This is a genomic window from Leucobacter sp. MMO-125 (assembly GCF_037148395.1).
Taxonomy (GTDB): domain Bacteria; phylum Actinomycetota; class Actinomycetes; order Actinomycetales; family Microbacteriaceae; genus Leucobacter.
This window is the reverse complement of the sequence record NZ_JBBCTL010000002.1, coordinates 358,058-380,925: the sequence shown is the minus strand read 5'-3', so window position 1 is coordinate 380,925 and position 22,868 is coordinate 358,058. Positions and strand designations below refer to the sequence as shown.

Annotated in this window: 8 protein-coding genes; 5 read left to right on the top strand and 3 right to left on the bottom strand. The window is 64.2% G+C overall.

Annotation, left to right across the window (positions count from 1 at the left end; genetic code table 11):
• Positions 1-51: 51 nt before the first annotated feature.
• Positions 52-1,035 carry a class II fructose-bisphosphatase gene (glpX, locus tag WFI54_RS06405; protein ID WP_336651962.1) on the top strand — a complete coding sequence of 328 codons (984 nt, stop codon included), beginning with the start codon at positions 52-54 and terminating at the stop codon, positions 1,033-1,035.
• A gap of 75 nt (positions 1,036-1,110) precedes the next feature.
• On the opposite strand, the gene rmuC is transcribed toward glpX, so the two are convergent.
• The 3 genes from rmuC to WFI54_RS06390 are packed head-to-tail and all read right to left on the bottom strand — an operon-like array spanning position 1,111 to position 3,653.
• The gene (rmuC, locus tag WFI54_RS06400) at positions 1,111-2,388 is read right to left on the bottom strand and encodes a DNA recombination protein RmuC (protein WP_336651961.1); all 1,278 of its coding nucleotides are present in this window, start codon (positions 2,386-2,388) and stop codon (positions 1,111-1,113) included.
• 47 nt (positions 2,389-2,435) lie between these two features.
• On the bottom strand, positions 2,436-3,020 hold the full coding sequence (locus WFI54_RS06395; RefSeq protein ID WP_336651960.1) for a 3'-5' exonuclease: 585 nt from the start codon (positions 3,018-3,020) through the stop codon (positions 2,436-2,438).
• 12 nt (positions 3,021-3,032) lie between these two features.
• Positions 3,033-3,653 (bottom strand): NAD(P)H-dependent oxidoreductase, encoded by a 621-nt coding sequence (locus tag WFI54_RS06390; RefSeq protein ID WP_336651959.1) that lies wholly within the window; start codon positions 3,651-3,653, stop codon positions 3,033-3,035.
• A 64-nt stretch (positions 3,654-3,717) separates the two neighbouring features.
• Here WFI54_RS06390 and WFI54_RS06385 point away from each other — a divergent pair, with 64 nt between their 5' ends.
• From WFI54_RS06385 to WFI54_RS06370, 4 genes are all read left to right on the top strand, one after another.
• Positions 3,718-4,290 (top strand): TetR/AcrR family transcriptional regulator, encoded by a 573-nt coding sequence (locus WFI54_RS06385; RefSeq protein WP_336651958.1) that lies wholly within the window; start codon positions 3,718-3,720, stop codon positions 4,288-4,290.
• Between the two features lie 153 nt (positions 4,291-4,443).
• Positions 4,444-5,517 (top strand): redox-regulated ATPase YchF, encoded by a 1,074-nt coding sequence (gene ychF, locus WFI54_RS06380; RefSeq protein WP_336651957.1) that lies wholly within the window; start codon positions 4,444-4,446, stop codon positions 5,515-5,517.
• 15 nt (positions 5,518-5,532) lie between these two features.
• A complete protein-coding gene (locus WFI54_RS06375; protein ID WP_336651956.1) occupies positions 5,533-5,958 on the top strand; it encodes an SRPBCC family protein in 426 nt (141 codons plus the stop codon).
• A 610-nt stretch (positions 5,959-6,568) separates the two neighbouring features.
• A complete protein-coding gene (locus WFI54_RS06370; RefSeq protein ID WP_336651955.1) occupies positions 6,569-22,864 on the top strand; it encodes an SdrD B-like domain-containing protein in 16,296 nt (5,431 codons plus the stop codon).
• Positions 22,865-22,868: the final 4 nt, after the last annotated feature.

Below are 22,868 nucleotides of genomic sequence, written 5' to 3'. Positions count from 1 at the left end.
ATCGGCTCCCTGCCGCTCCAAGGATCCAGTCTACGCGGTAGGGTTGTCGGTATGACTGAACCTGTTTCGCTGGGCGATTGGCAGCCCGATCGCAACCTCGCAATGGAACTCGTGCGCGCCACGGAGGCCGCTGCGATGCGCGCCACTCCGTGGATCGGGCGCGGCGACAAGAACGCCGCCGACGGCGCTGCGGTCGATGCGATGCGGCGCTTTCTGTCGACCGTCAACATGAACGGCACCGTGGTGATCGGCGAGGGCGAGAAGGACGACGCCCCGTGGTTGTACAACGGCGAGCAGGTTGGCAATGGTGAGGGTGCCGAGTGTGATGTGGCTGTCGATCCGATCGACGGCACCCGACTCACCGCCGAGGGTCGCCCCGGCGCGCTTTCGGTGATCGCGGTCGCCGACCGCGGCAGCATGTACGACCCGTCAGCGGTCTTCTACATGGACAAGCTCGTGTGCGGCCCGGCCGGTGTGGGCGTTGTCGACATTCGCCGCCCGATCGGCGAAAACGTGCGTGCGCTTGCCCGCGCCAAGGGCGTCGACGTGTCTGACATTCGCGTGGCCGTGCTCGACCGCCCGCGTCACGCGCAGCTCATCGCAGATATTCGCGAGGCCGGCGCTGGCACGCGACTCATCATGGACGGCGACGTCGCCGGCGGCGTCAACGCCGCTCGCTGGGATTCGCGCATCGACATGTGCGTGGGTATCGGCGGCACCCCCGAGGGCATCATCACGGCTTGCGCAGTGAAGGCGCTGGGCGGCGTGATCCAGGGGCGCCTGTGGCCGAAGGACGACGAAGAGCGCCAGAAGGCGATCGACGCCGGCCACGACCTTGACCGCGTGCTGGAAGCGAACGACCTGGTCTCGAGCGACAACTGCTACTTCGTGGCAACGGGTATCACCTCCGCCGAGTTCGTCGACGGTGTGCAGCGTCGCGGCCCCTTCGTGCGGGCTGAGAGCATCGTGATGCGCGCTCACTCGGGCACGATCCGCCACGTCATCAGCGACATGGACCCGGATCGCTGGAGCTGATCCCGCTCAGTGCCCGACCTCGGAGTTCGCGGGGTTGATGATTGAAGCCCCAGGCGTTTGCGCCTGGGGCTTCAATCAGTTGTGGGCGTCGGCGTTATCGCTTTCGTCACTCCCGCCGGGGCGCAGTTCGGGGGCGATGAGCGGGCGCACCGCATCTTCGAGCTGTACGGGCTCGGTGCCGATCTTCTCGCCGTTGAGGGCGCCGATCTTGCGGGCTGTGGGCAGCACCTGGCGTTCGAGCGAGCCGACGTAGGCGTTGTAGTCTTGCACGCCCCGCGAGAGGGTGCGGCCGAGCTTGTCGAGGTGGGTTGCGGTGCGACCGAGCCTGGTGTGCAGCTGCCGGCTGAGGTCGAACAGAGTGCGCGCCTCGGCGGTGAGCGACTCCTGCCGCCAGCTGTGGGCGATCGACTTGAGAATGGCCCACAGGCTCACCGGTGAGGCCAGGGCCACGCGACGCTCGAAGGCATACTCGAGCAGCAGGGGGTCGGTGTCGAGGGCACTCGACAACAGCGATTCGCTCGGCACGAATGCGACGACGAGCTCGGGGGAGTCGGCGAGCGCTGACCAGTAGCTGCGATTGCCCAGGGCCACGATGTGCTCGCGCAGAGCCTTCGCGTGCCGACCGAGCAGGTTGGCTCGTTGGGTCTCGTCGGTGACGTGCTGCGCTTCGAGATACGCGTCGAAGGGCACTTTCGCGTCGATGGCGATGCTCTTGCCGCCGGGCAGGCGCACCACGAGGTCGGGACGGGCCGCCCCATTTTCCGAAGAGAGATGCTGCTGCACTTCGAAATCGACGTGCTCGACCATGCCAGCAGCCTCGATGATGCGCCGCAACTGAGTCTCGCCCCACAGCCCCCGCGTGTTGTTCGAGCGCAGCGCAGCAGCTAGATGCTCTGCGGTGCCGCGCAGCTTCTCCTCGGCTCGCGCGGCCTGTCGCAACTGCTCGGTCAGCTCACCGTGCTGAGAGGCACGCTGCTGCTCCAGAGCCGAAACCGTGGTCTCCAGTTTGCCGAGACTGTCGCGCAGCGGAGCGAGCTGCTGCAGCACCCGCTGCTCATCGCGATCGAGCTCGGAGCGCTGCCTCGCGTGCTCGTGTGCGTCACGCAGCCGATCTTCAAGCCCTTGTACCCTGGTTTCGGCAGCCGCGAGCTCTTCACGCAGCAGCCGCGCCCCCGATTCGGCGTCGAGCCTGGCCTGCTGCACCGCCAACGCGCGCTCGTGAGCGGCCCGCGCTTCGAGCTCTGCGACGCGCTGCGCGGCGGCGGACGCGACACCCCGGCGCCCCGCTACGAAACCGGCGACGCCGAAGACGAGCGCCGCGACGACGATCAGGAGAACAGTGAGAATGGTCATGGTCACATCGTGTCAGGGACCACTGACATTCTTGTTCAATGGCCCGGCTACAGCTTGAGGGGAATCGCCTTCAACTGCTGGATGCGCAGCCCCGTCTTCTTAGCGAGCGCAGCCACATCGTCAACATCGTGGCGCTTCGCCGCGTCGGAAATGATCGCGGCGCAGGCTTCGGCGTCGGCGAGGGCATCGTGGTGCGCGAACTCGCCGAACCCGGCAGCCTCGGCCGCGAGGGGCAGGCGATGCGAGGGGATTTCGTAGGTCTTGCGCGACACCTGCACACTGCACAAGTAGCGCAGTCGGGGCACCGGGGTGATGCTCTCAGCGCACGCCTCACGGATCACCCCCATGTCGAAGCTCGCGTTGTGGGCCACAGCCACGTCATCGCCGATGAAGTCGCGCAGCTCGGCCAACTGCCCCGCCCAGTCACGCGCCTCCGCCACCATCGCCGCCGTAATACCGTGAATCTTGACGTTGAACGGCAGAAACGCGGCGTGCGACTCCGGCGGGCGGATTAGCCACTCCACGCGATCCACCACACGCCCCTCGCGCACGCGCACCAAGCCGACCGCGCAGGCCGACGAAGGGTGGCTGTTGGCGGTCTCGAAATCGATGGCGGTGAAGTCGACGGGCACGCGTCTAGGGTGTCACACCCGTCTGACATTCACGGGCGCGGGGGTCTGTGAACCCTGCGCCGCATCGTCGCGTCGGCGGTCCGCTGCCCCGATCTGCCCGGCTCGAGCGATCCAACGCTCGATGCGCTCCGGGGCGCGGTACTTGACGCCGAGTAGACGGTGCACGCGAAAGGGTCGCACCCCGCAGAACTTCAGGGTGTGGCGAGTTACTTGCGCCACGGCGTGAGTGCCAGTGAAAGGCACCGCGATCGCCGGGGTGTCGGCGAGCAGGAAGAGGCGACCGCTGCGTCCGCGGAGGAGGCCCTTCGGGAGCCCCCGGGCAGGATAGAGGTACTCCTGCTTCGGGAGCAGCGCGCGGTCGAAGAAGCCCTTGAGGAGGGCCGGCACGGACCCCCACCACATCGGGCTGACCACCACGATGCGCTTCGCGAGATGCATCGCCGCTCGGGCATCCTGCAAATCAGGCTCGATCTCCATGCGCTTGCGATACCCGAAGCGCAGGTGCGGGTCGAAATCGAGCTCTCGCAGGGCGATGAGACGTGCATTGCCGTGGGCTGCGGCGTAGCTGCGGGCGATCGCCGCGCTGAGCGAGTCGGGGTTCGGGTGGCCGTCGATGACGAGGGTGGTGAACACAAAGCTCCTATCTTGACAGCGTCAACTCATCTGGACATCGTCAAGTTAGGGGAAGATGTTGCGCATGTCAAGTTCTCGCGATGGGTACCACCACGGCAGTCTCGCCAGAGCGCTCGAAGACGCGGCGATGCAGCTGCTCGCGACCCGATCCGCACACGATATCAGCCTGCGCGAAGTGGCCCGGGCCGCGAATGTGAGCCACAACGCCCCCTACCACCACTTCACGGACAGGCTCGGCCTGCTGAGAGCGATTGCCGAGCGCAGCATGCGGGACCTGATCGCCCAGGTCGAGACCGCCACCGAAAGCGCAGACACCCCCTCCGCAGCACTGCGCGCGGGCGCCTACGCCTACATCTCCTTCGCAATCGAACACCCCCACGCATTCGACGCCGTCTACGACCCGACGGTGTGCATCCCCGGTGCCCCCACCGAGACGATGGCCCCGCTCATTGACGCGCTCGAAACGGCGCTCTTCACCGTCGCGTCGGGCGTTGGCCTCGACACCGAAGCCGACGCCAACGCCGTTTGGGGGCTTGTACACGGCCTCGGAACGCTCGCCGCCGCCGGGCATCTGACGCCCGAACAGGCGCGGGCCTCGTGCGAGTCGGCGCTCGATCGCATGCTCGCGAAGGGGTGAGGATCGGCGGGCGCAGCGCGATCCGCGCCCTCGGCCCGGCCGGCCCGCGCCCCCACCCGGGCCCCCACCCATTCGCCGACCCTGGTGCGGCGCTCAGTCCATGGCGGCCGCACCAGCGGCGAGCCGCCCGGGCGACGGGTAGGATAAACCCTTGTGGCTCTGACAATCGGCATCGTAGGACTCCCCAACGTGGGCAAGTCCACCCTCTTCAACGCACTCACCCAGAACGACGCGCTCGCCGCGAACTACCCGTTCGCCACGATCGAGCCGAACGTGGGTGTAGTGAACCTGCCCGACGCGCGCCTCGACAAGCTCGCCGAGATCTTCGGCAGTGAGCGGATCCTGCCCGCCCCCGTCAGCTTCGTCGACATCGCCGGTATCGTGCGCGGCGCGAGCGAGGGCGAAGGCCTCGGCAACCAGTTCCTCGCGAATATCCGCGAGGCCGACGCAATCGCACAGGTGGTGCGCGGCTTCAGCGACCCCGACGTGGTGCACGTCGACGGCGCTGTCGATCCGGCAAGCGACATGGAGACGATCAACACCGAACTGATCATCGCCGATATGCAGACCCTCGACAAGGCCATCGTGCGCCTTGAAAAGGAGCTCAAGAACAAGAAGATCGACGCCTCCGTCGTTGAAACCGCAAAGGCCGCCCGCGCCGCGCTCGACGAGGGCCAGGTGCTCTCACACGCAGGCATCGATCTTGAGCCGATCAAGGAACTCGGCCTGCTCACCGCGAAGCCGTTTCTCTACGTCTTCAACGTCGACGAGACCGTGCTGCAGGATCGCGCCCGCCTCGACGAACTCGCAGCGCTCGTCGCGCCCGCCAAGGCGATCTTCCTCGACGCCAAGATTGAGAGCGAGCTCATCGAGCTCGACGCTGAGGACGCCGCCGAACTGCTGGCCTCCATCGGCCAGGAAGAGAGCGGACTGGATCAGCTCGCTCGCGTCGGCTTCGACACCCTCGGCCTGCAGACCTACCTCACCGCCGGCCCCAAGGAGGCCCGCGCCTGGACCATCAAGAAGGGTGCCACTGCGCCGCAGGCCGCAGGTGCGATCCACACCGACTTCGAGAAGGGCTTCATCAAGGGCGAGATCATCTCCTTCGAAGACCTCGTGGAGTGCGGATCGGTGGCTGAGGCCCGCGCCAAGGGCAAGGCGCGCATGGAAGGCAAGGACTACGTCATGCAGGACGGCGACGTCTGCGAATGGCGGTTCAACGTTTAGGAGACGTCAGCGACGATGAGGGCCTCAAGCCGGCTGCAGGTGAACCAATCGGCCGCGAGTGTTTACTCGTTCCTGGCAGACGTTTCAAACGAGACGCGGTGGCGCCAGTCGATTGTCGGCTCACGTTACGTTGATGCCGACGCTCCAGAGCTCGGAGTGCATGGGCAGACAGATGTTCAGATGGGATCACGGGCGCTCACGATGAGCTGGGAGATTTCCCACCTGACGGTCGGCGAATATGTTGCATGGCGTCTTGACGGAAACCCCTGGCACGGGGGCGGCAGCTACCGGGTCACCCCGGTCGGTGCGGGCTGTGAGATCGAGGCATGCCTGGAGGTGCGACTGCGCGGGATCGCACGGGTGCTTGAGCCGGTGATCGGCTTCTCGTTCGGGCGTGGGCTGCGCGCAGACCTGGTTCGGCTCGGCCATCTGCTGGGGTAGGCAAGCTTCGACGGATACGAATCTCCGGGGGGTCGCGGCGGAGAGGACCGCAGAGGCCGCGAGTAGCTCGCGGCCTCCGACGTGGATTCGGTTTGCCGGCCCCCGTTGCCGCCGCCCGGCACCTGACTCGGGCGGCTCGCCGTCGACGAGTTCGGCGGCCCAGGCGGTGTCTCCAATGTCTCAAAGGCGCCGCAGGAGGAACGCGCGTTGTCAGTTGAGTGCCGTCGATCATGCCGACGGGGTCTCGTCGTAGCTCGGTGGACCACCTGCCTCTCACAGGAAACCGTGCGCGCTTGGCGGCTGCAACGCCCGAAAGAGGCCGTGGCGGGAAAATGACAGCTCGCCCAGGGCCTTCGGATCGTGCTCCGCGCTCGCGGTGAAGCGGCCTACAGGGGCGGGATTCGAGGATCAGAGCCGGCGCCGATGAATCAGTTGGTGGAGTGCTCAAATCTCTCATAGGATGAGTGCGGCGAAATCGCGATGACAGTTGGGATGACATCGTTGATTTCCTAGGCGTCCCGGGCATGGCGGCGCTGATCGGGGTTTCGGGAGCGCCTGCTGGCGCGGCCGAACAAAGGGGAAGGCTGCGCGCGCGCAGCTGGGGGATACATTGAAGAAGCTCTTCTCAGTGGCTGTGACCGGCGTACTCGCTGTGCTGTTGGCGTTCACGGATGTGCTGGGTGGGGCCAGTTCGATCCCCGCTGCCGTCGCCGACGAACTGCCCAGCATTACGCTCAACGGCACCGTGAGTGCCGGCGAGCCGGGGTATCTCAACCCGAAGGCCAGCGTGCTCTCGACGGGTACGGAGACGCGACTGAACTACCGCCTCGTGCCTGGATGGGCATCGGGCGCTGCCAGCGGCGTCCGGGTGATGATCCACCTGCCGTCGCTCGAATACGACGAGGCCACCGGCGAGTACCGGGTGCTGCCTCGGGATCGCGAGCCCAGCAAGCTCGGCGTGCAGGGCCGCGTGAGCGCCGGTGGTGGCTGGAACGTCATCTCTGACACGACGATGCGCGGCGGTACCCTTATCATGGAGTACGACGGCGACCTCGGTGCCGGCACGAACCCCGCCTTCGATATCTTCCTCACCACCTACAACGACGGCACCGAAGGCCCTTACGGAGGCGTGCCGGAGGGCACGACCTTCGAGGTGAACGGATCAGTCTCCTACGACATGTTCAACCGTGTCGAGGGCTCGTCGTGGAGCACCCCGCACGATCTCGACGACGAGTCGCGGGTGTCGGTGATCTCCTCTGACCTGAAGTGGGAGACCGCCATCGAGTCGTATGTGCCCGGCGGCGGACCCGACCTGGTGCCGATCTGGGATCGCTACCAGTACATCGAGTACATGTACTCGCTTTCGAACACCTCGACCAATCCCGCCGCGAACATCGACGGCTATTCGGTCACCTTCGACATTGACTCCACCGCCAGCAGTGTCAACGGCATCATCCCCTTCGATATCAACAGGTGGGTGCACAACGAGGGTGGAGCGCCGACGCCCAACCCCGACCGCAACTACACCTCGGGGCAGTTCATCGGTGTGCCGGGCGAGGGCGGCATCCTCATCTACGATGTCACCGACTGGGATGGCGAGAGTGAGCTCACCGAAGAGATCCCCTACACCTACTCGGGCACGGGCATGATCTCCATCGACCGCGAGCACGGCGCGAACAAGCAGCCGATCACCCCCGACGGGGCACAGGGGCCCAGCGCGCGGAAGTACCTCATCTCGCTGCCGCTGAGCCGGCAGGGCTTCCCGAGCCCGCCCACGAAGTTCAAGGTCACCGCCATCACGAACGTGCTGTTCGCGAAGACCGCAAACTGGGCAAAGACTCGGCTTGTCGAGCGAGAGATCGTCGCGCCCAGCTACGACTTCACCTTCTCGCACACGACGAAGCAGAACGACGTCGTGTACGGATACGAGACCTACAACGAGATCGCGGATCTCAAGAGCGCTTCGAACGCCCCGGTGTTCGATCCGCGGATCACCTACGGCGTCGACCCCGACTTCGCCATCGACAGGGTCAGCTACGAGTTTGACAAGGCCGAGAAACGCTTCGAGAACGCCAAAATCGTCTACTCCTACACCGACAAGAAGACCGGCGAGAAGGTCACCAAGACCCTGCAGCCGACACTGCGCGACGAGGCCGACACCGGCATCGTCACCCTCACCTTCGACCTGTCCGAGCTGAACAGCCTCGACTGGGACCGCAAACTGTCGTTCAGCCTCACCGGCCGCGTGAACCCGGGCGCCAGCCTGCCCGTCACCATCAAAATCTTCGGTGAGCCGTATCGCGTCGGCCCTATGAACTCAGAGGCCACCGTCGTCTACATCGAGAAGATCGCGAGCAACGACGACTTCGGCGAGAACACCACCTACACCGAGGTCGAGCACACGGCGAAGCGCGACGTGAGCTTCAACGTGATCTACCCGAAAGAGGTAGTGCCCAGCATTCAGATCAGCATCGACGGAAAGGGGCCCCGTGCGACGGTGCCTTGGAACGCGAAGAGCACGATCGATTTCCTGTTTGGCGTGAACGACACTGTCGCAGCGAACTCCACCACCACGCTGGTGCTCAACAGCGGAGCGGAACGACTCAAAGACGCCGAACTGATCCTCAAGGAGGCGCTCTTCGCCCAGGCAGAGAACGTCAGGGCCAGCTACGAAACCCTCGACGGCAAAACCGGGGTGCTCGATCTGAGCCAGTACACCGGAAGCGGAGATTTGCGCGTCGCTCTGCCGGCAGGAGTGGCGAAGGTGCTCATCGAGACCGACAAGCTCGGTTCGAACGGGGCGGTGAACTTCGCGTCAGTCGAGGCACGGGTCGGTGAGAAGCTCGACAAGCAGCACCTCGTGACGGCCGAGATCCGCACCTACCAGCCGAAGCCCTACGACAAGAACACGAAACGACAGGCCACCGGCACAATCGATATTCAGCTGCCGAACGAGCTCATCCCGGCTGTTGACGTGGTGGGCGTGTACGGTGCGAGCAAAACTCAGAACACCACCCACGTGGGCTACGAGTCTCGCTTCGGGGTCGAGTACAAGCTCGACACGCTGGGAGTGAACTCTCCTTCCTCGGAGTACGTCATCGACATGCTGAAGGCGACGAAGACAGGCTCACTCGTCTTCTCGAAAATCGCACTGCAGAGTGCCTACCTCGACAATGCCTCCGATGTTCGCATCATCTTCGTGGATGCTGCCGGCACCAAGCAGTCCTTCACCCAGGCCGAGGTCGCCTCGGGCGAGGTGACGCTCAGCAACATCGCCAAGATCATCATCTCGGGAAAGAATCTCAGCCTGAAGGGGCTGCAAACCATCGCCATCGTCGACTACGACGCCGACATCGAGATGGGCTCCTCGCAGACAGTTCGCGCCACGTTCACCGGCACGCAGGAACCTCCCTACTCCGTTGAGAAGACCGCCACGAAGAACAACCAGATCACGGTGCGCGAAACCAAGACCGGGGTGCAGATCGAGGGCGTCAACCAGGTCACCCGCGGGCTCGGCGCCGGCAATACCTATTCGATGGAGATCTACCGCCCCTGGAGCTGCGACAGCTACACCTGCGTGATCCACGACTACACGCTCGATCAGGGGTACAAGTCGCTGGGCGGATTCACCTCGACGATCACCAGGCCCACCGCCACCTACGACAACAACAACCAGCGCGTCAGCCTCGACGTCAACATGCCCTTCGAGCACTTCGACCTGTACTACCTCAAGATCCGCGATGAGATGCGCCCCTACATCGACACCGTGAAGATCTACCGAATGGTGGGTGGAAAGGAACAGCTCTGGAAGACGGTTCCCGGCAGCGCGTGGGTGGAAAACAGCCAGGAGGGGTCACGATTCTGGCGAATCAACACCGCGCGCCCCGACATGGCCGACGACCAGCTCTTCGCGAGCTACGGACAGTGGCAGGGTGTTGCGGAGCACCCCTACTACAAGGAAGCCTGGGACGCAGACGTGCGACCCGAGGCCCCGGTGTCGCGAGTAGAAGTGAATCTGCAGTTCACACGCGAAAGCAACAGCGCCGCGCCGCAGATGGCAGGCGTCAACAACGATGTCGTCGAGTACATGGGTCGTTTCCACTCCTCCTCAGTCACGGGCAAGAAGCCCACGGTGCTCACCTCCACCGACCGTATGGGCCTGAAAACAGTGCTCACCCGCACAGCCACGCACTCAGTGAACTCCCTTGTCGCGTACCCCATGGCCGAGACGAGCACGGGTGCCAACGACAACACCTCGCTGCCTGACAAAGTGATTCCGATGGGGCGGATCGGCGAGTATCTCGCGAGCATCCGCAATGTGAACACGTATCAGCCCAGCAGGTCCTACTGCCTCGGGCACGGTCCCGATGTGCACGTTCCTGCCGCTACCGAAGCCGACGAATGGCTCTGCAGCTATGATCCGGCCTCCTTCCACGACGAGATGATCTACGAGTTCACCTATCCGGCGAACCCGAAAGAAGACCCCGTCTACAACCTCGAAGCGAAGTACTTCACCGTTGCCGCCTCAACGACGCTTCAGTACCTGACAGGGGTGCGCGCATTCGACGCGCAGGGCAACGCTGTCGAGATCCGCTTAGACGCACCGCTGTCTGCGGCAGCGCGCTTCGACTACGACAACACCCAGCCGCGCGGGATCCACGACGACGGAGACGGCACCTTCACGGTCTCCTTCGGCGCAGAAGGCGGCCACCCGAAACGCTTCGAGGCGATCTTCTCGAAGGTGGCAGGATTCGGCGAGCGCACCGCGGAAATCGCGGGCGCCACCCCTGACACCCTGGGTGCATCGCTCGCCGAGGTCGATGTGCGCGTCGGCGGCGTCGTGAACGGCAACAAGGCGCTGCGCGGCACCACCAAGTTGTACCGCGTGCCCGGCGATACGGGCACGAAGACCCTCATGAGCACCACGAGCGCAACCCTCACCGGCTACACTCCGAAGCTCGGCGCAAAGCTCAGCATGGTGTTCAACGACGGTGCCACCAAGGTCTACGACTACGCAGCCAACGGTGTCGACCCCAACACCACGCGGGTTGCTGTCGGCATCGAGAACAGCTCTGAAGCCGACATCAAGGACGCCGTCATCAACGTGCGCCCCGATGCCGCGTTCCGCACGCGCGCCATCGAGATCCCCTCCGACATCTTCGCGGGGGACTGGTCTGTGCAGTCGGTGGTGGTTTCGCAGGGCACGAAGCACGTCACTCTCGACCTGGCTGACTTCACTGACCGGGGCGACGGATTCCACGTCTTCAAACTGCAACCGCTGTTCGACGACGGCACGCTCACCACACAAGATGTGCCCGTGGTGCTCGGCGGCACCGCCACGCTGCGCAAGCAGCACCTCGACAACATCGCGGTGAAGTTCGTGCCGAGGGACGCATCAGTAGGGCTGTGGGGATCGATCACCCGGGCGGCCTCCGCTGATCCGCTGCCCACGAAGATGCGAGAGGGCGGCGATGTCTTCCTCGCCGGCGTCTGGGTTGACGAGGAGACCGGCGGCGCGAGCTGGCAGTCGAAGCCATCGTTCGCTACCGACCGCACCAAGGGTGCCACCGAAACTCTCATGTACCACACCACGTTCAACACGAACGCCGTGGTGACCTCGTACAACACGATCTCCGTCTCAGCGGGCGGCTCGAACAACAGCGACAAGCCCACATACACGCTCTCGAGCGCGTCGGGGCAGGCGGCACCGCGCCTCTTCACCCGCGTCGCGAGCATGGAAACGCACGCTGTGCATTTGCAGCAGAACTTCGAACGAGCAGCGGATCCCGCACTCTTCTACGACGCCGACACGGGCGCGCAGATCGACTACCGCAATATGGCAGTCGGCGACACCACGAAAGTGCTCTACGAGCTGCGGAACGTCGGAACAACGGCCGCAGGCGATGATGCGCCGGGCGCGCTTCCCGTCTTCCGTCCCATCGCGCACATCGAAGCACCCGCAGGGCTCAAGATCTCGGATGTGCAGGCGAGCTCCGACTTCATGCGAGGCGACCCCAACCGCGCGGCCCGCCTCCTGGAAAGCCCCAACGCCGCAGTAGAGGTGGCCCCGGGTGCTGTGACGATCTCCACGCCCAACACCAAGCGCGCCGACGTGTCGTTCGACGTCACCCTCAACGATCGCGAATCGGTGTTCTTCTACGTGGAGTTCACCGCGGTGAACGACTTCGGGCCCGGGCTCGGCGCCACGCAGGCGAAAACCCCGCAGTGGAATGCCTACGCGCGCCCCGCCTACACGCACCACTTCATGAGCTACGACAGCACCGGCGTGAACGGCACCCGCATCACCGGCACCACCACCACGAAGAACTACGACGGCGACAGCTTTGCGGAGTCCCTGGGTCAGGTGCAGAACCACCTCTACCGCTATTCCGACCCGAACCAGCTCGTCATCGAGAGCCGATTCGACCAGGAGAACGTCTCGGGTGAGACGATGACGCTCACCGTCAAGAACATCCGCAACGAGATCCTGCACAACAACACCGACCTCGATCTGAACATCACGCTCGACGCAGGTGCGCTCGGCGCATTCGAGCTCACCGCGTTTCCGAAGCCGCAGTACCCCGTGGGCTTCACCGGAACCTTCGGCGCGAGCGAGACTGGCGTCGCGGAGCCAAAGGTGTTCTTCAAACACGGCAATGCCTGGGTGCCCGTGGCCGACTTCGATTCTGCCGTGCACTCGATGGCTGCGATCAACGAACTGCGCGTCTCCTACGGCACCGTGCCAGCCATGAACCCGGCCACCGGCACCGTCTTCGAGGCAGTGCCCTTCACGATCCCCGGCATCGGCCACTGGCGCACCGCGGGAGCGGCGACCACGAAGTCATATGTCATCACCTCACAGGCGCGCACCACGCTCACCCACCAGGATGACCAGTGGCAGCCCGTCGGCTCGTACACCTACCTCGCCTCGGCGAATCAGCGGGTATACAAGGCGATTCCCGGTGTCGAGTTCAACATCCAATCCTTCGGCACCGCCGCTGAGGCGGAAGCCAGCTATGTCGGTTCGAAGATCGGCAAGAGCGAGTACGTCGCGGGAGACGCGGTGTTCTACAAGCTGACCGCGAAGAACCACACGACCAGGCAGGGAACGGCTACGGACACTCCGTACGGCAAGGCGCCGCTGCGGCGCCCCGTCATCTACGACAAGCTGCCGCAGTACCTGCAAACCGAGCTCTCGCAGTACGTGAGCGGCGGCGAACTCGACGTGCAGGCGGCGATCGACGCCGGTGCGCTGCAGATCGTGGTGCGCACCGAAGCCGGCCAGTCGCGGGCGTTCACCCCGCCGAAGGTCACCGTGCGATCGGCCAAGGGGCTTGACATCGCCGGCTCCCAGACCTTCAACAAAGCGGGACACAACAACGGCTGGGGATTGCTCTCGAACGCCGAACCGCTGAACACCACCGCGAACCCCGCCGACCAGATCGACTTCCAGGTGTTCAGCTACGAGTTCCAGGACGAAACCCTGGGCCGCGGCGAGCAGATCGAGATTATCTACCCCTCGCGGGTGCGCACCGACATCCCGCTGCCCCGAGCCGACTACGCCGATGGCACCCCCGTGTTTGCGCCGCTCTTCGGCTGGTACGCGAGCAACGTGCCCGTCGCGAACTCCGCGATGAACACCTCCATGGATATGGCGTCGCTGCTGCACGACGCCGGTATCACTGGCGAGCGCCCCGCAGAGCTGACCGAACTCGAGTTCCTGTCGAACTCCTTCTCGTGGCAGCCCGGCTCGAATGGGCAGCGCCGCCACCCGAACAACTCCTCCGGTTCGAACCTGCAAAGCACCTTCTACGACGAGACCGCGAACAAGCAGAAGTCGCACCCCGCCTACCTGCGTGAGGGGTATGCCTCAGGCAACGACACATACAAGAACGACCTCTACCTCACCTTCGCGGCAGCCGATCTGGAAGACAACTTCCGATATGCCGCGAAGGGGCGCGTCAACGACGGGGCGGTGCAAGCTGACGAGCGCATTCTGTGGGCGCAAGACGGCATGCAGTTGAGCCGCGCCTGGCTGTATGGCGCGAGCGAGATGGTTCCTGCTGTGAAACGAAAAGCGTACGGCACCGATCCCGCGAACTTCTACGAGCACGACGGCACCCTCAACTCGTACAACCGCGAACGGCTTGGCTACACTCCCTACGTCGACGACCCGTACACCTACGCCGTGGAACTCCACGAGCGTTTCACGGTGCGGCTCCACGCCGCGAACCTCGGCGACCGTGCTGTCGAGAGCGGCCTTGAGTACACCGAGATCCTCCCGTTGGGCATCACACCATACGAGGAGGACGGCACCACCCCGATTGGCATCACCGCGGTCGACGGAAACGGGAACTCGATTCCGAGTACCTTCGAGGTGATCCAGACCCCCGAGAACGACCAGGGATATCGTGCACCGGCACAGTCGCAGGAGGCCGGATCGTATTCCGCCGCGACGCTCGATGACGGTGTGCCGTATGTGGTGCAGGTGAAGGTCGCGACGCCGCTCACAGGCATGTTCAACGCGCCCAGTTCAAGCACCAACGACAAGTACCAGCGCGTCGAGATCGGGGTGCGCGTGTACGAGGAGCGCCCGCCGGCCACAGCCGCTGACGCCACACGCCTTTCCGGTGTCTCGTACTGGCACGACCAGTTCACGCTCACCTCGATCAAGGAGGAGGAGTACCTCGAGATCTACGGCGCCACCTACGGGGGCTTCAGCGCCGGCATCAACCAGAACAACACCTGGCGCTACCCCAATGACGGCATGTCACAGGGCATCGAGGTCAACGATCTCGCGTACTACTTCGGTAGCTACACCTCTTACTTTGCCGTTGAGCCGTGGGGTGCCTACATTCGCGGCATCAACGCGCAAGGCACCACGACGACCTCGGGTGGCAAGCCCGCCATCGTCACCGGTGACCAGATCGCGATGCGCAAGCCGACGCTTCGCGTATGGAGCAAGCCGGAGAAGGATCAGCACGCCAGCGGCATCGATCCCACGATTCAGGATTTCAGCGTCGATCTCTACGAGGAGTTCACGCTCCACTCGACCGTGGAGAACCAGCAGCTGGAGGTGCTGGGAGAGTACAACCGGGTGAACAGTGGTTACAACTACTACTCGGGTGACAACCTCAATGACGACATCTGGCGGTATGCGCCGCAGACCATCGGTGGCGCTCGCGGCTCATGGTTCGAGCCGACCGTCACCATCGCCCTGCCCTACGGCGTGGCACCGGTACTCGAGGACGGCTCCTATGGCCGCTACTATCGCGACCTCGACGAGCAGCAAAACGTCATGTTCACGGCCACTGTGAACGACATCAGCTACCGCTCATCAACATTGCGAAAGCCCGTCACCGAGTTCTTCGATGTGCGCGTGGAGATCGTGGAGAGCACTGTCGGCAAGCGATTCGTGCTGCACTTCACCGTCAATCAGGATCGCGCAGCCGACGTGGCCTACGGCCAGTCGCTCGTGATCTCGCCGCGCGTGGTGACCATCGACACCCCGACCTTTGGCCCCGACACGGACGACAGCCGGTACCAGGAGGTGCTCACCTTCGCAAACACCGAGCGCCCGGTGTTCAACCCGGTCGTTTCGGGCAGGTACACCACAGGCTCCCCAACCTCGCTCACGGAGCGAGACCAGGCCACCGGCTACCCCTATGTAAAGTCGTCGAACGGCCTGACCATCACCGCGAACGATCGCAACAGACGAGACACGACGAGCACCTGGAACACCAACATGGGTGTGCTGAAGGTGACGGAACGCCTCATTGCTGCGACGAAGAGCTACCAGGGATCCACTGCGATTTCGCTCAACAGTAATGTCCCGTGGACGGAACCAGGCGACACCTTCAGCCCCGAACTGCCGAACGACAAGCACGCCAAGTTCGGTGCCTACGGCGGCACCCTTCTGAACCTGCGGAAGCCCTCCATCACGAATGTGACCAAGGTCGTCGCCTATCCAGGTGCTTCTGAGGCGGAGAGTATCAAGGTCGACGCCGCAGGCAAGTACTGGTACACGACCCAGGTGACGAACGCTCCCGACCCGAACGTCAATCCCTACGAGATGATCAAGACCGCCGGCGATGTGCACAACTCCCGCTTCGTGGTCACGCAGCACGTCATCGAGTTCGCTGAGGCGACGGGGGAGGTGCGTCTGCAGATCGGCAACGACATCTACGACCGCGCTGCCTTCGAAGCGATGGGCTACACCGTTGAACGGGTGACTCCCGCCGTGGTGAAGGTGGGCGAGCACCGCAATCGCATCCAGTGGCTAGTGACCCCTCCCGCGAACGAGCGCGGCACCCGCGGCGAATTGCAGTCGGGCCAGAGCTTCAAGCTGTTCACCCAGGTGCAGCTCGTGGCCGGCTACGAAGACAACGAAGTGTCCGAGGATCCCACCTGGAAGACCCCGGATCTCATCGTCGACTCATACGTGTCGCTCATTACCGACGACACGAGCCTGATCCCGACCGACGGCTCCTCGACGCAGCGACCCGAAGACTTCATCGTGCAGTCCGCGGCATCAATGGGCTACCACAGCTACGCCTCCGATACGGGCGCTGCCGTCGACATCGACGGCAATGGCGACATGGCCGGACGCTACGCTACCGATGCGGCGCAGGTTGAGATCATGAAGCCTCGCGCAGAGGTGCGTGTGAACACGACGCGCCCCCGCATCGCCTACTCCAACGGCATGTCCGGCGACAACTACTTCAACTCCTCAGACACGGTCGAGTACCTCGTGACCCACGCGAAGAACTCGGGTTCGGGTCTGAAGGAGTTTGTCGTGGAGAACATACTTCCCACGCACAAGACCAACGACAGCACCGTCTCCGTCAGCGGACTGCCGCTGACGACGACAACGATGTACCTGACCTCGGGTGCGTGGGAGCTGCCACAGGCGACGCTGGATCACCTCGCCGCCGACGGCACCGACGTCGATGATGCCTTCCGCAGCTACGTCTACGTGTCTCATGAACTCGCAGAGAACGGCTACGAGGGCGGCGACTGGAAACTGCTCAACCCCGGTGGCAGCTCGATTCTCAGCAATGAGAAGCTGACCTTGAACACCAGTGCTGAGCGCACCGATATCAAGAAGTTCCGCGTGGTGGTGAAGGCGCTTCAGCCGGAACGCTACCTGGTGCCGCAGGGCCTGCGTCTCGACATCGACGCCGACCCCGTTGCCGCGGGCAAGCAGTCGGTGCTCGACACTGATCCCACCAACCAGAGCATCACCCAGTACCCCGCCTCGGTGACCGACAATGCCGTGCGGGTGGGTCTGCGCGCTTCGTCGACGGCGAAATCGACGCTGTTCATCTTCGGTACCGCACAGGCGTGGGGCAACTATGTGAGCACGAGTGTGTCGAAGCTCGCCCAGAACCAGACCCGCTCCTACCTCACACCGTCGCGCCCCGTCGTCAATGTGAAGTACGACGCGCTCTACTACCGCAGCGATTCGTCCCGCCCCGCGACCGAGCGTTTCGGCTGGTCCGACATCATGGCCATCGCGCCAAAATCGTCGCCGCACCTGAAGTTCACGGGCGAGTTCATCAACGCCGACGACACCATGTGGTCGCGCGATGAGGACAACACCTACTCCGAAGACACCCTCGTCGACCCCTTCGTGACGTTCCAGTTGCCGACGGTGATGGAGTCGGGAGGCGCGTTCACCTATGTGCCCGCCGACCAGATCACTCCCGAGCACCCGCTGAGCAACGAGCACCGTTCGCGCTACTCGCTGACGGGTAAGGAGAAGAACCTCTGGACCTGGAAGTTGGTGCGCGCAGACGGCAGCGAGGCGAGCCCTGATTCGCACTTGAAGTACACCGATCTCTACGCGGGACCGTGGCCTGGCTTCGACCGCAACGTCGTGTCGATCTGGTTCGAGGGCAATGTCTACCCCGGTGACAAGATCGTGGTCGAGTTCATCGGGGCTGTCGACGCCTACTCGCCGGGAGCCGAAGCAGAAGACCTGAAATCGCGTGCGGTGGTCACCAACAGCACCGGTCTGCTCTACCCGCTGAACTCGCAGCAGAACTCGGGCAACCGCTTGGGCTACTCGACCGACTTCACCGACTTCAACAAGAACAGCCTGATGAACGACAGGCTCGTGTTCTCGGAGCGCACCCTGTTCCAGTACGAGACCTACGACAACTTCGGTAAGCGCAAGATCGCCTACTCCGATCTGAACCGGGCAGGCACCGTGGCGCCGGAGATGACCCCGGTGCGCGAGGGCGGCGACTTCTCCTTCGAGGTGTCCGTTGACAACTCGAAGGAATCGGGAGACCGGGCCTACCCCTATCCGATCCTGTACGACGTGCTGCCATTCTCCGGCGACACCTCCATCGGCAACGCAACTCTGCAGCGAGGCTCGCAGTATTCGGCGTGGCTGCGCAGCGACGGGATGAAGTTGGAGCGCGAGGGTGCCGAGAAGAAGACGTACCAACCCAACGAGTACACGGTCTACGTCGGTCCCTTCACGAAGCAGGGCGGCAAGATCGTCGACGCCGCGATGGTGCCGCACGCCGATGCCGTAACCGAGTCGTTCTACGACTCCCTCGGCACCCCGGGTGCGGCCTCCACGGTGCGCGACCGCCACTTCGTAAAGCTTGATGAGCTCAAGGCCGATCCCGAGCTGCTGAAGCGGGCCAAGACCCTCCTCGTGCTCTTCAACAACCCGACCGAGCAGCTGCCCGGTCAGAGCAAGCTCAAGTTCACCTACCAGATGAAGGCTCCGCTCAACGCCCCGGCCTACCTCGAGCAGTTCGACGATGCCGAGCGCAAGCCGAACGCGGCGCTCTGGAACTCCTTCATGGCGACGCAGCGCGTGAGCCGCTTCATCCCGCAGGAATCGAACCTTGCCGGCTCCTTCGTTACCGAGAAGCGGGATCACGTCTACCTCGGCAACTACGTGTGGCACGACGTGAACTACAACGGCGTCCAAGACGAGGGCGACCCCTTCGTTGACGGCAACGGCCGCACGCTGCTCAAACCGTCGAAGGATCTCAATTTTGACGGCAAGATCGACGACCCGGGCATCAACGGTGTTCGCGTCAGCCTGCTGACCCCGAAGGGCTACAACGTCGACGCGCTGGGCAACCCCATTCATCAGGTGGGTAACCAGTGGGAGGTCGTCGACGAGGCCACGGGCAAGTCGGTGCTCGACGAGGTCTTCCTGCAGCCGATCCGCTCGGCGGGCCCGCTGACAACGCTCACGGAGACCGACTACAACGGCAATCACGGCTATTACACCTTCTCGAACATTCAGCCGGGCGACTACCGGGTGATGCTCGAGTTCCCGAAGGCCTACGACTCGTTCTCGGCCACCACGACAGAGGTGTTCAAGCGCGCGGGCGTGCAGGTTTACGCGCCGGGCAAGACACTCGATGTGCCGGCTCCGGTCGACAACTCAGCACTGAGGACGATCAGCGAGGCGGCCAGGGTAGACAGCTCCACCAGTGATGCCGAGCGCATGAGCTTCGATTTCGGCGTCGCCGAGACACTGCGCGTCGGCGGCACGGTGTTCCAGGAAGGCATCGACTCCCTCGATGGCTACCAGGCGGGACCGGCCGAGCCCGGCATCGCCGGCTACCACGTGTACCTGAAGCGCATGAACGGTGAGACCGCCGTCGACGCCTACGGGAAGCCGATGGTCGCTGTGACCGACGCGCAGGGCAAGTACGCCTTTGACGTATTGCCTGTCGACCGCGAGTACTACATCGAGGTGACCGACCGTAACGACGGCTTCAACCCCGAGTGGGTGGTTTCGCCGTTCGTGCATCACATCGACCCCTTCACCGAAGCGAACGACAACGACGGCTTGACCGAGAAGGGGACGAAGGTCGTCAAGACCAACACGCTGCGGTTCGATCTCGAAGGGCTCTTCGCCTCGGGCTTCGCCGATCGCGAGTCGGTGAGTATCGGTTTCTACGAGAAGTCGACCTCAGGTGTGATCGGCAACCGGGTTTGGGACGATCTCAACCGTGATGGCGTGCAGGATGACGGCGAGCCGGGCATTGCGGGCCAGGCGCTCTCCCTGCAGCAGTACGTGCGTCCCAGCGGAGGGGAGTGGACCCGCACCGGCTTCACGCAGTCCACGGTGTCGAACGCCGACGGCTATTACTACTTCACGAAGGTGCCGAGCTCGATCTTTGAGGCTGGCGAGCCTGTCGAGACGAAGTACCAGGTGGTGGTCGATCGGCTCGTCGACGGCTACACCTTCGCGCTCGCCCATCAGGGTTCGGCGGCCGATGCCGCTGAGTTCGACTCGGACTTCTTCCCGAATGGCACGATGCACCGCAACGCGAAGGTGGGCGACCACCTCGTCAGCATCGGCGACTTCGATGAGGCGACGGGCGTGATGTACGGCGTCAACGACAACACCGTCGATCTCGGCCTGGTCGCGCACGCGCGCTCGACGCTGTCTGGGGAGGTGTTCATCGACACCGACGGGGACGGCGTGAAGAACGACGCCGCGAAGGCAGAGAAGCGCTACACGGCGACGCTCGAGGTGCTGCACCAGGGCGCCTGGGTGGAAGCCAAGCAGGACGCGCAGGGGTTCATGATCGAGCCGGCAGCGGCGCAGAGCACGGATCGCCCGATCCGCAGTACCGCGGTTTCCTCGTATTCCTTCGACAAGCTGCACATCATTGATTCGGTGCAGCGGGTGCCCTACGAGTATCGGGTGCGGGTTTCCGAGATCCCGCTGTGGCAGGCTGTGACGAAGCTGCATGTCGGTGCTGATCCGGCGCGCGACAACGACTTCGTGCACGATGCGCGAACCATCGCCAACTCGGCGGTCTCGGATACGCGTATCCTCGGAAAGCTGCAGCAGGGTCAGCTGCTGCCGATCGATACCTTCACCGGGGTGCCGGCTGAGCACGTCGATCTCGGCCTCACCGAGTTCGAGACCGAGGTGACGATCGGCGATCGCATCTGGCATGATCGCGACGGCGACGGCGTGCAGGATACCGGTGAACCCGGTCTCAAGGGTGTCGACGTGGTGCTGAATCGGGTGGTCGCGGGTGCGTTGGTGCCCGTCGATCGCACGCGCACCGGCGCCGACGGTGCCTACGAGTTCACCGCGAAGGTTGCAGACACTGACCCCGCAAGCCCCGGCTATCAGACGCCGTACGTGTACGCGGTTGAGTTCAATCTGAGCTCGCGGCAGACGCTTTCGCCGACGGTCGTCGACGGCGTGGTGACGGAGTCGAAGTTCGTGAACCTGGAGCTTGCGGGTGCTCCTCGATACAGCCACGCTGTGCAGGATCCCCGCCACACCGCGGTTTCCGAGGAGGTCACGCTCGTTGCGGCCGACGCGAACGGCTATGCGCTTTACGACACGGCGGCGAGCACCGAGCTTGTCGACGGCGGCGTCGTGGTGCATGATTCGGTTCGGGTGATCGGCGACACCGTCTTCGATGACCGTGATCGCGACGGTGTGCAGTCGGCCGGTGAGCCGGGCCTCGGCGGGCTCACCGTGAAGCTCTTCAAGCTGAACCGCGACACCGGCCTCTGGGAGGCCTCGCAGGGGGCTGGCACATCGTCGTCAACGGTCACGGACGCCAACGGCGAGTACCGCTTCGCGGTTGAGGTGGCGGATCTCGACAAGGCTTCTCCGCACTATCGTGAGGCCGAGGAGTACCGTGTGCTCGTCGAGGCTCCTGCGAATATGCGTCTCGTGGAGATCGGCAATGCCTTCTTCTACGCGGGCGCCGCGGATGTCGATGGCATTGCGATCGACAAGCCCTTCAGCTACGTGCTGACCGATCCGATCAGCCTGGTCGAGTTCGGCGTTGACGGCGTCGATCTCGCGACTGCGCATGATGTGCTGACCGCTGATGCGGGCTTCGCGGTGTACCCCACCTCGGTGGTCATCGGCGGCCGGGTGTGGGACGATGCTGATCTCAACGGTCTGCAGGATGCCGGCGAAGCAGGTGTTGCGGGCCGCACGGCGGTGCTGTGGGAGCTGATCGATGGCGAGTGGCAGGAGATTGCGGATCTTGCCGGGAACAGCAGCGTGCAGACGGGCGCCGACGGGGTGTACGCCTTCGAGGTGAGTCCGACTCACTATGAGGAGCACGAGCCCGGATTCCTCGCACCGCGCGAGTACCGCGTCACCGTTGAGCGTGAGGGGTACCACGTGTGGTCGCCGATGAACGTTGGCGATGACCCGGCGATCGACAGCGATATCAGCCCCGCTGAGCCTGATTTCGGCACGCGTTACACCGGCGTCACTCGTTCCTTCGCGATTGCGGATCAGAACGGCGGTGTGGTCGATGTTGCGAGTGTGCGTGATGATCGCGCTATGGATGTCGGTCTGAAGGTTTACGATCACGAGGTACTCATCGGCGGAACGGTTTGGGATGACACCGATGAGGACGGCCGCCAGCGGTCTTCCGAGCCCCCGTTGCCCGGCCAGCTGGTGACGCTGTGGGAGCGGATCGACGGCGAGTGGCGGGTTGCGGAGGATGCCCGCGGGCATGCGACCCAGCTCACCGACGACGCCGGCCGCTACGAGTTCGAGGTGTACCCGACGAGCTATGACGAGGAGTCGGACGCCTTCCTGCAGCCGAGGGAGTACCGCACTACTGTCGGCGAGCCCCAGGGCTACCGGCTGAGCCGTGGCAGTCTCGTGGCCGGCCTGGAAGAGGGGCGTGTGGTCTCCGCGAGCGCGCAGATCTCCGAACTCGATGAGGACGGCAAGGTCGATCTTTCGGCCAGCCGCGACGACCTCACGCTCGAGTTCCCGTTTGCGGCGGTGCCGAAGCCGGCTCTGGCGCTGACGGGTGCCCAGTCGATCCTTGCTTTCGGCGCGCTGGTGCTTGCGCTCGGCGGGCTCGTGGTGCTCATTGGTGTGCGGCGTCAGCGAAGCAAGCGCGGAAGCGAGGCAGCCTGATGGA

Coding starts and splice junctions, on each gene's coding strand:
- glpX (WP_336651962.1), top strand. CDS start 52: ATGACTGAACCTGTTTCGCTGGGCGATTGGCAGCCCGATCGCAACCTC.
- rmuC (WP_336651961.1), bottom strand. CDS start 2,388: ATGACCATTCTCACTGTTCTCCTGATCGTCGTCGCGGCGCTCGTCTTC.
- WFI54_RS06385 (WP_336651958.1), top strand. CDS start 3,718: ATGTCAAGTTCTCGCGATGGGTACCACCACGGCAGTCTCGCCAGAGCG.
- WFI54_RS06375 (WP_336651956.1), top strand. CDS start 5,533: ATGAGGGCCTCAAGCCGGCTGCAGGTGAACCAATCGGCCGCGAGTGTT.